The 13,559-nt window shown below is 40.2% G+C and carries 11 protein-coding genes; 6 read left to right on the top strand and 5 right to left on the bottom strand.

All coding sequences use genetic code 11. The features are described 5' to 3' along the window. Positions 1 to 98 precede the first annotated feature (98 nt). Positions 99 to 680, top strand: coding sequence for a lactoylglutathione lyase family protein (locus tag AC21OH_RS07775; RefSeq protein WP_487371114.1), 582 nt, complete (start codon positions 99 to 101; stop codon positions 678 to 680). Between the two features lie 127 nt (positions 681 to 807). On the opposite strand, the gene AC21OH_RS07770 is transcribed toward AC21OH_RS07775, so the two are convergent. After that, positions 808 to 1,848, bottom strand: a complete 1,041-nt coding sequence (locus AC21OH_RS07770; protein WP_487371113.1) for a class 1 fructose-bisphosphatase — start codon at positions 1,846 to 1,848, stop codon at positions 808 to 810. A 524-nt stretch (positions 1,849 to 2,372) separates the two neighbouring features. Between AC21OH_RS07770 and AC21OH_RS07765 the strand changes: the two genes are divergently transcribed. The 3 genes from AC21OH_RS07765 (at position 2,373) to AC21OH_RS07755 (ending at position 5,427) form a co-directional block, all read left to right on the top strand. After that, on the top strand, positions 2,373 to 3,455 hold the full coding sequence (locus AC21OH_RS07765; RefSeq protein ID WP_486536497.1) for an aspartate carbamoyltransferase catalytic subunit: 1,083 nt from the start codon (positions 2,373 to 2,375) through the stop codon (positions 3,453 to 3,455). 116 nt (positions 3,456 to 3,571) lie between these two features. Further along, the gene (locus AC21OH_RS07760; protein ID WP_487371112.1) at positions 3,572 to 4,720 is read left to right on the top strand and encodes a dihydroorotase; all 1,149 of its coding nucleotides are present in this window, start codon (positions 3,572 to 3,574) and stop codon (positions 4,718 to 4,720) included. Positions 4,721 to 4,956: 236 nt separating this feature from the next. Beyond that, positions 4,957 to 5,427: a DUF2127 domain-containing protein gene (locus AC21OH_RS07755; protein ID WP_487371111.1), complete on the top strand. Its 471-nt coding sequence runs from the start codon at positions 4,957 to 4,959 to the stop codon at positions 5,425 to 5,427. Positions 5,428 to 5,576: 149 nt separating this feature from the next. Here the strand turns inward: AC21OH_RS07755 and AC21OH_RS07750 are convergent, their stop codons facing one another. The 4 genes from AC21OH_RS07750 to rarD all read right to left on the bottom strand — a co-directional run bounded on the left by AC21OH_RS07750 (position 5,577) and on the right by rarD (position 10,545). Next, positions 5,577 to 6,338 carry an SGNH/GDSL hydrolase family protein gene (locus AC21OH_RS07750; RefSeq protein ID WP_487371110.1) on the bottom strand — a complete coding sequence of 254 codons (762 nt, stop codon included), beginning with the start codon at positions 6,336 to 6,338 and terminating at the stop codon, positions 5,577 to 5,579. A gap of 330 nt (positions 6,339 to 6,668) precedes the next feature. Next, positions 6,669 to 8,063: a nicotinate phosphoribosyltransferase gene (locus AC21OH_RS07745; protein WP_487371109.1), complete on the bottom strand. Its 1,395-nt coding sequence runs from the start codon at positions 8,061 to 8,063 to the stop codon at positions 6,669 to 6,671. Between the two features lie 218 nt (positions 8,064 to 8,281). Continuing rightward, entirely contained in the window at positions 8,282 to 9,367 is a 1,086-nt protein-coding gene (locus AC21OH_RS07740) for a bifunctional nicotinamide-nucleotide adenylyltransferase/Nudix hydroxylase (protein WP_487371108.1), read from the bottom strand. 179 nt (positions 9,368 to 9,546) lie between these two features. After that, entirely contained in the window at positions 9,547 to 10,545 is a 999-nt protein-coding gene (gene rarD, locus AC21OH_RS07735; RefSeq protein WP_487371107.1) for an EamA family transporter RarD, read from the bottom strand. A gap of 810 nt (positions 10,546 to 11,355) precedes the next feature. On the opposite strand from rarD, the gene nfuA reads away from it, so the two are divergent. Together nfuA and AC21OH_RS07725 are read left to right on the top strand one after the other, a co-directional pair. Beyond that, complete coding sequence (gene nfuA, locus AC21OH_RS07730; RefSeq protein ID WP_487371106.1) at positions 11,356 to 12,006, top strand: Fe-S biogenesis protein NfuA; 651 nt, start codon at positions 11,356 to 11,358, stop codon at positions 12,004 to 12,006. Between the two features lie 253 nt (positions 12,007 to 12,259). Then, positions 12,260 to 13,552 (top strand): O-acetylhomoserine aminocarboxypropyltransferase/cysteine synthase family protein, encoded by a 1,293-nt coding sequence (locus AC21OH_RS07725; protein WP_487371105.1) that lies wholly within the window; start codon positions 12,260 to 12,262, stop codon positions 13,550 to 13,552. Positions 13,553 to 13,559 lie beyond the last annotated feature (7 nt).

Raw genomic sequence — 13,559 nt, 5'->3', positions numbered from 1 at the left:
ATTTTTATAAGGAATGATAATTTCCAGTAATTGGGTGCTTAGTCTACCATACACTTCACGTTCAAAAGACGTTTTATTTAAATAAAATGGAGAAGGTTATGACTGTTGCACAGAAAACAGATGTCACTCAACAAATGCACCAACAAATGCACCAACAAACGCGTCAACAAACGCATCTACCAAGCGCTTATCCAAGGAGCTTTTCGCACATTGGGCTGTCAGTGCCTAACTTAGAAGCGGCGGTAAAATTTTATACTGAAGTGCTGGGTTGGTATATTATTATGCAGCCGACAAAAATTATCGAAGATGAATCACCGGTTGGGGTGATGTGCACCGATGTATTTGGTGCTGGGTGGGGGTCACTTAAAATTGCTCATCTATCAACTGGCGACCGCATTGGCGTAGAGATTTTTGAGTTTGAAAAACAACAAAACCCTGAGAACAATTTTGAATATTGGAAAACGGGTATTTTCCACTTCTGTGTACAAGACCCGAATTTAGAAGAATTGGCGGATAAGATTGTGGCCGCAGGGGGCAAAAAGCGTATGCCTGAGCCTCGCTATTATTTTCCAAACGAGAAGCCTTACCGTATGATTTATATGGAAGACCCGTTTGGCAATATCATTGAAATTTATAGCCACAGCTATGAGCTAACTTATTCAGCCGGTGCATATAGCTAAGTGTGCACTGATTTAAGAAATAGCTAAATGGCTATGTATTAAAAAGCAGACCTTGAAATGAGGTCTGCTTTTTCGTTTCATCGACTAAATTATACTATGCCAAATGCAAAATCACTATAAACATTGATTAGCTGTTTTTATGCAGCTTTTGTACATGCTTAACTTCATTTTTTGCCCCTAATACTACGGCTACACGTTGATGGATATCGGTCGGTTTATAATCCATAATACGATTGACAGCATCGGTAGCTGCCCCCCCTGCACGTTCAATGAGCAAACTCATAGGATTGGCTTCATACATTAGACGCAGCTTACCTGCTTTATTAGGGTCTTTGGTATCTTTAGGATAAATGAAAATGCCACCACGGCATAAGATACGATGCACATCACCGACCATAGCGGCTACCCAGCGGGTATTATAGTTTTTGCCACGAGGGCCACTCTTACCTGCTAAAAGCTCCTCGATATATAGCTGCATAGGCGGTAACCAATGCCGAGTGTTTGATGCATTGATGGCGTATTCTTTGGTATCTTCATCGATGCTAATATTCTTTTTAATCAGTTCAAATTCGCCAGTTGATGGGTTTAAGCTAAACATAACAACCCCATCGTTATTGTTGTCTAGGGCTTCAGAAAAAGTAAACGCTAGAATGGCTGATGATCCGTATAGTAAGTAACCTGCAGCAAGCTGATCGGTGCCTTTTTGTAAGAAGTCGGTGTTTTGAGCTGCTTTACCTTTATTAGTATGAGGTAAAATTGAGAATATGGTTCCAGTAGGCATATTGATATCAATATTTGAAGACCCATCTAACGGATCAAACAATACCAAAAGCTCACCAGATTCATTGGCAGGCGTCGCGTCTTCAAGCTCTTCACTAGCAACACCAGCGCAATGCTTATTGGCTGTTAATGCTTCTAATAATAAATCATTAGCAATCACATCCAACTTTTTTTGCTGCTCACCTTGGACATTTTCAGCACCTGCCTTCCCATGAATATCAGCCAAAGCGCCTTTACGAAGCAGCTCTGTTATTTGTTTACCTACTTCTGTGATAGTTTTAATCACGTCTATGACAGCGGATCTATCAGCTAGGGTGCTGATATTGGTATCGGTATTGACGGAATTAGCGTCAACAGAACTATTAAAATAGTCAGATAATGTGGTCATTTTTGGTTTCCTTTAGTAACTCGGACATAATAGCTGGGACAACAATAATTAGGTGACAGTAACATTAATTTGAGAACACCTAAGACTTTAAAGCAAGCTTTGTGTATTGTTCTAATTGATTGACTGTTTAAGTTTTCGTTTATTTTGATGAATGAATTATTTAGATTTTCCCAGATATTAGAATTAAATAAAAGTCTATCTAAATCTTAGAATTAATAATATAAGATGGGCAAAGTGTAGCAAAAACCCTGCAATATTTCTCATGTAACTTACTTATAATGATTTATATAACTCAACTTCATGGCATAAATTATGCTATTAAAATGATATAAAAAGACTTTACTGTTTTAAGCTTAGACAGAAGAATCTATAATACACAATAACTGGTTAATCGCTTGTCACTTATTAGAATCTTGCAACTCATTAAAGAAGAAAAAATAAAAAATAAAATGCCTATTCATCATTAATCATCACAACATTAACCCTCTATAATTAACCTTCTATAAAGGATACTGCTAATTGCCATGACTGACTCCAAACATAAGCCTCAGACAGATCCGAAAATTCATTCTTCAAATACTGCTGTTTTTGATACCACCACTGCCAAACTAAATGCCTCGTTAAGTCGACCCCAACTGAATGAAGATGGACACATTCGCCATTTTTTAGGTATTGAAGGCTTGAGCCGCGAACAGTTAAAAGCCATTATAGCCAAAGCGGAAACGTTTTTTGATGACAATGGTCAATTGATTAACCGTCCCGAATTAGAAGGGTGTACGGTGATGAATTTATTCTTTGAAAATTCCACCCGTACTAGGACGACTTTTGAGGTGGCGGAAAAGCGATTAGGTGCCAATGTATTAAATATAGATATTGCTCGATCCAGCACTAAAAAAGGTGAGAGCTTACGTGATACGTTATGGAACTTGCAGGCAATGACTGCGGATATATTTGTCGTCCGTCATTCCGCTTCCGGAGCCGCCCATTTTATGGCGACAGAAGTAACCCCTGAGATAGCCATAATCAATGGAGGTGATGGTTGGCACGCTCATCCAACCCAAGCAATGCTTGATATGCTAACCATCCACCGTGAGGCACCACGTCCCTTTGAAGAGTTGACCGTAGCCATTATAGGAGATATTAAACATTCACGTGTCGCACGCTCAGATATTGCCGCCTTAAAAACGTTGGGCGTTAAAGAGATTCGAGTGATAGCGCCTCGAACTTTATTACCTAAAGGGATAAAGCGCTATGGGGTTGAGGTTTTTGAGGATATCGACGAAGGTGTGGTTGATTGTGACGTACTGATGGGGCTACGCATTCAAAATGAACGAATAGGCTCTCCATTAATGGCTGCCTCTAATGAGTATTTCAAAAAGTATGGCATTACCCCCGAACGTTTGGCAAAAGCCAAACCAGATGCAGTAGTGATGCATCCAGGCCCAATGAATCGCGGCGTAGAGATAGCTTCAAGTGTTGCAGATGGACCCCAATCGCTGATTCTTAAACAAGTAAACAATGGTATCGCCATCCGCATGGCAGTACTATCAATGGCGATGCAGGGACAAAGAGAATACCAGGCCATGCAATATTCTCAGAAGGTATAAACAAACGATCGGATTCTTTATGAAGCTGGTTTAAATAAAGCTGGTTTAAATAAAGCTGATTTTAAAAAAGATAAGTTTAAACCAAAATTAAAAAACTAAAATAGATTGGAATTTACATGCTTAATTTATTGCCAAAAAACTTCACACAGCCTGATATCGAATACAAAGAGAATCATTGGCTGCTACCGCCTTTGGTAGATTTATGTGCGCGCCTGCGTGAGCCTGGTCTACAACAACACGGGACGTTAAAAACCGAAGGGACAGCAGCAAGAAGAAATGGGTTTTTACATGTTGTTATTCCGCCAGATACCAACCCAGTGTTAGAAAATGGCTCATTACTTAAAGGTTTAAGAGAACGTGCCAAACTAGATGGTGGTATTTATCTGCATATTTTGGGTGCCTTAACTGCAGGTTTAAAGGGAGAACGTCCAGCCAATGTGGCGGGCCTTAAAAAAGGCGGCTGTATTGCCGTAACCAATGCAGGTCACGCTTTTGAAAATGACTTGGTGATGTTTCGAACACTAGAATACGCGGCAACCTTTGGTCTTAAAGTATTCTTTTACCCTAATGAGCCTAGTCTGTCAGAAGGCGGGGTAGCTCATGAAGGATATATTGCCTCATTTCATGGTCTACAAGGAATTCCTTGGTTGGCTGAGACGGTCGCCTTGTCTACCCAGCTGTTGATGGTTGAAGAAATAGGCATAGCAGCACATTTTAGTCAATTGACTTGTAAGTCTTCAATCAACTTAATTCGCTTAGCCAAAAGCCAAGGTCTGCCGGTTACTTGTGATGTGGCTATGCATCAATTACATCTTACCGATGATAATTTAGAAGGTTTTAATTCTCAAGCCTATGTCATACCACCATTACGTAGTAATACCGATCAAAAAGCGCTTATAAGAGGTTTGCAAGATGGGACTATTGATGCCATTTGTAGCCATCATGAACCCTTAAACGATACCGCTAAGAAAGCACCATTTGCTGAAGCCACACCAGGTATTTCAAATTTTGATACCTTTATGGCTTTGGCTTGTAAATTGGTTCGAGATCAAATATTAACCCCTGAACAATTGGTGGATAAAATTTGTCTGGCGCCAGCTCGAATCGCTGGTATCGAAGAACAGTATAATAAATTAGGTGGGGCCGTCATAGTGGATCCTGATAAGCAGTGGCAGCTGACAATAGATACCATGTTATCAAAAGGTAAAAACAGTCCCTTCTTAAATCAAAACTTACAAGGTAAGGTGGTTGCTACTTATTTTTAAGCTATTATTAACAGTGCTAATTTATCAAGGTCTTAACTTTTTAAGGTTTTAACTTTCAAGGGCTAAGCTTTAGCACGATTAATACAAGCGACTTAAGCCTACAGGAATAGTCAGCGAACTACTGAACGGTTACGGCGTTAACCTCGCTAAGCCTACATGAGTAATGATTGAACTCTCAGTTGCTTTGTGACCATTTTAGACTTATTTGACTATATAACCTATGACAGGGACAAATTTTGACGAAATCATCTAGCCTTGACAGTTCTATTAAGGCGGTAACCTTTTATGAGATCCTTAAAGGGGTTGGCGCTATTGCCACTGCCATTGCATTATGGTTTTGGCACAATGATGTTATCGATATTATTGACACGTTAAAACAAACTTGGATAACAAGATTTGGTGATTCATTTAGTATTCAAGTTGACGCATTAGCACGCGTTGCAGAACGAGGCGCGGAAAATTGGGTATTATTTATTTTGATAACATTAGGATATGCAGCACTTAGATTCATAGAAGCCTATGGATTATGGAATGATAAGACATGGGCTTACTGGTTTAGTGTATTAGGCTATGGTCTATTTATTCCTGTTGAACTGTATTACTTCATTGTACGTCCATTCGATTGGTTTAAGCTTGCGGTACTATTATTAAATACGCTGGTGGTGTATGTGGTGTATCGACATATGCGTAAAAAAGGAATGCTTTGAAATGTATTCATTAAACTTGATTACGTATCGTAAATAGTCAATCGTCATACGCATTCGTCATTAATGAAACAGAGTCTAATCAGTCAAACTGGTCGGACGTTTTTTTTATAGATGGTTTTAAAATAGCTATTTATGAGCAAATTCGACAACTAAACCAATGCATTAATTGTTTTAGCCAGTTTTTTAGCTAAAAATTCATAGGCTACAGAGTTTGGGTGAAATCCGTCTTTTGCGAAGAGTTTACTCGCTTTTAGCCCAGTATTGGTAAAGTCTAGCGGTAGCGCTATGGCATGCTCGAACTCATCACAGACCTCAATCAGCTTATTATTCATAAGAACGATTTTTTTACCCAAGAACTGATTTAAAGGTTGTGGTATTGCTGGCATATCTTGCATGGGCGGTAAGCCTACAAATATAATATGTTTTGCGTCAAATTTACGGCGGCTTAAACGAATTATTTCACGCAACTGACGCTGCCATTTCTTAGGTGGTATGTTGGCTGTTGTATCATTAACCCCAACCAGTATGATCATAACATCTACCGCTGTTTTAGGCTTCTTTAACACGTAAAGTCTACGCAGTGTATCAAAGGTAGTATGACCAGATGTTGCGTGTAGTGACCAGTTAAGACGATTATAGTGTCGAGTCAGTTTTGGATAACTCATTAATTTGGTTAGTAAATGTCCTATTAGGGCATCTTGTTGCAAACTAACCCCAACGCCTGCAGCAGAGGAGTCACCAGCCAGTAGAAGCTCAAACGAGCGCGTTGTTACCTCAATATCGTCAGAAGATCCTAGTTTAAGATAACCTTGCCGTTCTCCTGAAGCTTCGGGAAGGCGTAGCGCAGTCCGTTTAAGCTTAAAGCCCTGATATAGATATAGAGGAGCCAATGCAATATCTTTTGCCGTCATGTTAATCCTAATGTATTTTAATAAAATTATAAAAGAATATAGTTTAGATAAATTAAAAGATAAGAGATATAGTCAGCGAACTACTAAACGGTTACAGTGTTAACCTCGTTAAGCCTACTCCAGTAGTACTTGCAATCGGTTGCCTTGTAACCATTTTAGACTTCTTTGACTATAGGATACCATCTATAAATTAAAGCATACAAATAATAAAAGAGCCTATCTAAAGATAGGCTCTTAATATTGACGTATATATGAGATATATTAAATATTTGATATATATTAGACAGGTATATCAAAAGACGCTAACAGTTGTCTGGCCTGTTAATAAGTCTACTCGGCGCGCTTGCGCACATCACTCAAAGTATCATCGACTAACAGCTTGCCATCAACAAAGACATCTCTAAGCAAATTATCAGCATCATTTGCAAGGGTGTGTTCTTTTACTGTCTTTATTTTGCTGTCTTTATCTTTAACGAGTGCAAGACGTCCCTTTTTTGAGCGTTTCGATCGACTGGTTATGGGATCTTTGAAGATTTCTTTCCATTCACCATCAATCCTTATGGCACTGGCTTTCATTGCCCAGCTCATGGTGTCACGAGTCACTTGCTGTAGCAAACCGCCGCCCATACCAAAAGTGACGTTATCAGCACTAAATCCTGCTTGCATAACAGTCTCTAATATATCACCCAAACTGTTTGAGCTAATACCGTCGCCCTGTATTAGACGTAAATATTCCGGAAGTATCTTGTAGCCCTTTGAATTGACCGTATAACCAAATTTGACTGACAACCGTTCTAATGCTTCGCGTACCACCTTTGCTGGGTCGCCACTATCCGGTCGAATGACTAAGGTGCCACCCATATTGATGACTTTATCTTTAAGCTCCTCACCCCAGATATTATCAATAGCATTCCAAAGATCATAGCTGTCTGAAACCACAGCAACGGTTTGTCCCTCACCGCCAAACTGCTCTAACATATTGTCATAAGCTTCCCGTTCACGCTCACGGCCCCACGCGGTCATGGTACTGTGCTCTGCGGCTGGAATTGAAAATGCTGGCATGTCATCTTTCATACCATACCAACGACTAGCAGCAACGAGTGCGGTCATGCTATCTGTACCAGAGAAATTCACCAAATGAGCAAGACTGCCTAGCGCTACAGATTCCATGCTTGATGCACCACGTGCACCAAAATCATGTAGTTTGAAGGGGAGTGCCTCTGCGTTATCTGCCGACTTTTCTAAAGCGTATTTAATAACTTTTTTACAATAGTGCGATACGCTTGCGACAGTGGATGGATACCAAATGGCTCGTAGTAATGACGTTTCCAAATAGCTTGGCAACCAATAAAACTCAGGATCAGTATTTACGATCTGACACACCACGTTGGATACGGGAACAATAGTACCCTCGGGTACGGCTTGAATACGAATGGGGAGGTAACCGTCATGCTTTTCAACCAAACGCTCCCATCCAGAACGGTTAAATGGCAACCCATGAGCTTTGATGACGGCTTCTGCTTCATCAATATGTTCGATTGTGATTGGGTTATTTAAATATTCTTTGATGTAGGCTTGAAGTCCGAAAAATACGACATCGATATCGCCTTTTCGAGCTTCAACGTAGCTTGACATATACTCACTTCCTGGCGGATATTGCAGCCAGTGTGACGTTTTGTAGCTATCAGAATTTAAAATTAAATTATTAAAGTTACTTGTAAACATAACAGAACTCCTCTGTTTTAATTTAATGAGCAATAGACAAGACTGTCTAGGTTGCTCATTATCACCGTTAGTTTGTTCAGAGTAATCGGTGCGCCGTGCCCTTGCCGTCTATCGGCTTGGGTAAAAGTGGTAATCAACGTTGATAGATCAACCTTAATACATTATTACAAGATTGACTAATTCTAATTTGTTAGGCAATGACAAACTTTTAATGACACTTATAATCCCACCATTTTGGTAATAATAGCATAGTGGTCTTCAAACATTTGTTTGGCATTAAGCTCCGCTAAAGGTAACCAAAAAGCTTTGGCAGCATCATCACCGCCCTTAACTTTGGGTAAGCCACTTGCATCATTCTTTAATTGGAAATAAAAGGCTTGGGTGATGGTGCGGCCACGCGCAGAGCGATAAGGATCATCGAAAGTATGCTGAGAATGTCTTGAACCACGCAGTACTGGTTCGGGCACCTTCAACTTCGTCTCTTCACGAAGCTCTCTAATACAAGCGGTAAACAAGGTTTCTTTTTGATCAACAAATCCTCCTGGCAGCGCCCATAAACCACGACCTGGCATACTACGGCGCTCTACTAATAAGATATGACCTGATTGGACAACCACAGCATCTGCGGTCATAAAAGTTGGCGGATACGGGGTGTCTCGCCACTGTTTTTTATAATTGTCGACAAACCAAGCTTCTTCATGTAACGCTTTATAGGCTTCTGTATGCTTAAACTGCTCTAAAACTTCACGAGTCGAGGTCGGGGTACGCTCGCCAGTTGGGGTTGCACCCATTAAATAGCCTTCACGTATCGGAGTTGCAGAGAGGTTTTTGTAATTGGGTACAGACACAGAATCCCAATTAGGAAATAAAGATAAGTAATATGACGAGCTGTCCTTAGAGTGCCCAATTAAAGCGATATCTTCGCGCAAATCATGAGTGACGGACTTGATAGAAGATTGAACATATTTGAGCCAGCGTGTGTCATTGTATAATGCATCATCTAATCCAACGCAATGAATGCGAGACGCTTGTTCGGTATCGTAAGCGCCTTTGATCATTTGAGTGCGTTCTGCCACCGTAAAAGGATTTCGCAAACTTCTAGGAAGGTTTGCCGAGCCTATCAACATGATGACGTTTTCTGCTCTATTTAAGGCTTCATCAACCACGGCTTTATGTCCCATATGAAAGGGCTGAAAGCGGCCTATAAATACGAGGTATTTATAACGGTGAGAGGCTGCTGATTCATTTTGATGGTTAGGCTTTTGCTTAGAGGCTATAGGGCTTTGTTCAGGTAACACACTCATTATATCCGCTCCAAAAATATGAGCATCCAACGATCATATTGAATATTTAGTTTAATTTTACTAGCGTCTATATATTGACACATTAGGCTTTGCAATGACAATGAGCAATGAGTTCATAAAATGAGCTTATAAATGCACATAAGCGTCGTTAATAATGACACAAAACGGTTGTTAGACTTTTAGCTGACACGCGCCCCGCGCATCCAAGGCCTTCTATTTCTTCTATTAGCACGTAACTGACGTACCGCATGCGCAATAAGAAACATGATGCCAATCCAAATTAGTCCATAACTATAAAGCATACCTGTCTCAAAGCTGTTGTTTAAAAAGGTGATGGATAAAAAGAATAATAAAACAGGCTCAAGATAGCTCATCATGCCAAACACGTTTACCGGTAATATCTGACTGGCATCAACATTGGTTATCAGTGCCAAAATACTCAAAACCCCAAGGCTAATCACTAAAAACATATATATGCCAGAGCCTAATACAAACGCTAAATTCTCAGGAGAGATGAAAATCAAATAAAACAAAGCAATAGGTAAAAATAAGGTCAAATCAACCAGCATCCCTGTCATTGCTGTAATACCTTGCAGGCGGCGCATAATATAATAGATAGGATAAGTACCACATACCCATATAGTAGCCCATGAAACATTTTGTGTCCTGACTATTTCAAGGGTAATACCCGCCACTGCAAACCCTACCGCTGTCCACTGTAGCTTGCTTAAGCGCTCTTTAAAAAAAACAAATCCAAACAACACCATCATCAATGGGAATAGGAAATAACCCATCGCAACTTGAACTCCTTGACCATTGACAGGCGCCCACATAAATAGCCACAATTGGCTAAAAAATATAGGCGTAGGTAATAGCAGCCGGATCAATTGCTTCGGTGTATTATGCCGCTTTAAGATATCTAGATGATAATGTAAACGTCCGCGAATGAGCATGAAGGCTATTAAAATTACCCACATAGAAAGCATGCGCCATATAAACACTTGAGTCCCTGTTAATGGTTTTAACAAGCTACTGTAAAAATAGAGTATGCCAAATAGGAAATTCGATACTACGGCTAACAGGACACCCAGAGTCACTGTACGCTGCTTTAGGCCTCCTGACATCCACATGGATGAAAAGGGGAGTGTCGCTCTAGGTCTTAAAGTTGGTTTGGACATGTACGGCACCCGCATGAAATAAATCTATATGAGAGTAGAGTTAAATAAAGTCTGATGCATATTAAATTTGGATCAAGACAGCTTACTTAAAGCCAGCAAGATCTGAGCTTGAAACCACGGCACTAATAGCTATTAAGATAAAAACTGCAAAGATTGCAGTTGGAAGACTCATTATAGTTAACCCATTAATTTGATATAAATACGTATAATTGCAAACACTACTTTTGAAATCACCACCATTTATTCTAGCGGTGCACAACACTCATCAACATAGTATTATTGTGTTGTGTCTTCAAAAATAGTGTGATTAAGTTCTGTTAAATAATCTCGGTTGTTTAATACTTGAATATTAGGGGCACGGCCCTAGGAATTGGTCAATCTAACAGCGGTATTATAAGGCATATTAAAATATAAAGCTTTACCGGACATAAAACTGTGTTATAACAGCGCCAGTTAAACTTTTAGTGCTTTGTTTTAAAGGGACTAGTATCTAGTATCGGGTATCTAAGTTGCAGTTTCTAAGTTGCAGTTTTTAAGCTGCAGTTTCTAGGTTTCAAGCTTTGAATTGCAGTTTTTAAGTGTTGGTTTATAGTGTCAGTTATTGATTGGTTTTAAATGCCTATTGTTTAAGTGCGGGTATTTATGCGCGCTCATTTATTAATATATACCTTGAATAATTTGTAAACACCGCCATAAAGCTTGTATTAAGAGTTTAAATTAAATCTTTCTAAATTTTAGATATCGCTTTATTTATATGCTAATTAGCTTCTACTTTAATTGATTATATTCCCACAAATAAGAGGTCATCATATGACTGATAATGCACAAGTTTCAGCTTTAGACGTTGAACAGACTGATATTAAAAGTAACATTACCATCACTGAATCAGCGCAAGGCTACCTAGCTGAGCTCTTATCCAAACAAGATACGCCGGGTATTGGTGTGCGTATATTTGTTGAGCATCCAGGTACGCCGCGCGCTGAATGCTGCATGGCGTATAATCAGCCAGGTGAAGAAGATGAAGCAGATTTGCAAATGCCTTTTGAGGCGTTCACCGCTTTTATTGAAGCCTCTTCGGTGTCTTATTTAGAAGATGCGGTTATTGATTATAATAAAGATAGATTTGGAGGTCAGCTCACTTTCCGTGCGCCAAATTCTAAAGTCCCTAAAGTTGGTGCTGACGCCAGTGTAGAAGAGCGCATTAATTACGTATTACAATCCGAAATTAATCCTGGCCTTGCTGCACACGGTGGTGATGTTCAATTGCTTGAGCTCATCGAAGAGGACGGTGTAGGTCTTACTGCCGTACTTAAATTCGGTGGTGGCTGCCAAGGGTGTGCGGCAGTTGATATGACTTTGCGTCAAGGCGTGGAGGTTCAGTTAAAACAGCAAATTCCTGAGCTGACCCAAGTCGTTGATGAAACGGACCATACCCGTACGGAAAATGCATACTATAAATAATCAAGACTTGTTTTAATCTATCATAAGCATAGTAAGAATTAGTCATTATATTTATAAACCAGCTGGGTTATCATGTGATAATCCAGCTTTTTTGGTTTAGAATAAATCCCTAATTTTATGTAATTAAAAACCAACAAATTGCCATAGCTTAACGGTGACGACGTTTTATTGCGTTTGGATGCGCTTTATGGCGTCTACGTTTAAGTATACAGATATCAACTAATGTTCCTAGTTAAGGACAATTGAGGAAAAAATGAGTAACCAAATTCAAAACCAGCGACTTGAAACCCTATCTATTCATGCAGGCTACAGCGTTGAGCCCACCACCAAAGCGGTAGCGGTGCCCATTTACCACACCAGCTCTTACGCTTTTGACGATACTCAACATGGTGCAGATCTATTCGATCTTAAAGTCCAAGGTAATATTTATACCCGTATTATGAACCCGACAAATGCCGTGCTTGAAGAGCGCGTCGCTGCACTTGAAGGTGGATTAGGTGCCTTAGCGGTAGCATCTGGTATGGCTGCGATCACTTATGCCGTACAAACCATTTGTGAGGCTGGCGATAATATAGTTGCGGTATCGACTTTATATGGCGGAACTTATAATTTCTTTGCTCATACCTTACCGCGTCAAGGCATTGAAGTCCGTTTCTTTGATTATCAAAATCCAGAAGCAATTCATGATTTGATAGATGATAAAACCAAAATGGTATTTGCCGAAAGTATTGGTAATCCACTGGGTAATATCATAGACATACAAGCAGTATCAGACATTGCTCATCAATATGGGGTGCCTGTGGTCATTGATAACACCGTCGCCACACCTGCCTTGTGTCGACCTTTTGAACATGGCGCAGATATTATTGTACATTCCTTAACTAAGTATATGAGTGGTACTGGTACCTCTATAGGCGGCGCTATTGTAGACAGTGGTAAGTTTAAGTGGGGGGATCATCCCGAGCGCTTTCCATTATTGAACCAGCCTGACGTCAGCTATCATGGGGTTAACTTTGTTAAAGATGTTGGAGAAGCTGCTTATATTGCTCGCGCTAGGGTTGCGCCACTGCGTAATACGGGTGCAGCACTTAGTCCCCTTAACGCATTTAGTATCTTGCAGGGGATTCAAACGCTTGGGTTACGTATGGAGCGACATGTTGAAAACGCTTTAGCGGTAGCAGAATACTTAAAGGCGCATGACAACGTAGCCTGGGTTAAATATGCAGGTTTGAGCGATCATCCAGAACATGATCTTGCGCAAAAATACATGAAGGGTTCGCCCTCAGCCATATTAACGTTTGGGGTCAAAGGCGGGCGTGAAGCAGGCGCACGATTTATCGATGCTCTAAACCTTGTGGTTAGACTGGTTAATATTGGAGATGCTAAATCACTAGCATGTCATCCTGCGTCTACCACGCACCGCCAGTTAAATGGTCAAGAGCTTGAGCAAGCTGGTGTTAGCGAAGATATGGTGCGACTATCAATCGGTATTGAGCACATTGAAGATATTAAAGCTGACTTGGAACAGGCATTATCAAATTTATAAGAAGGTT

This window comes from Psychrobacter sp. CX10, from assembly GCF_057621575.2.
Note: the sequence above shows the minus strand (reverse complement) of the source record. Positions and strands in the feature narration are given on the sequence as shown.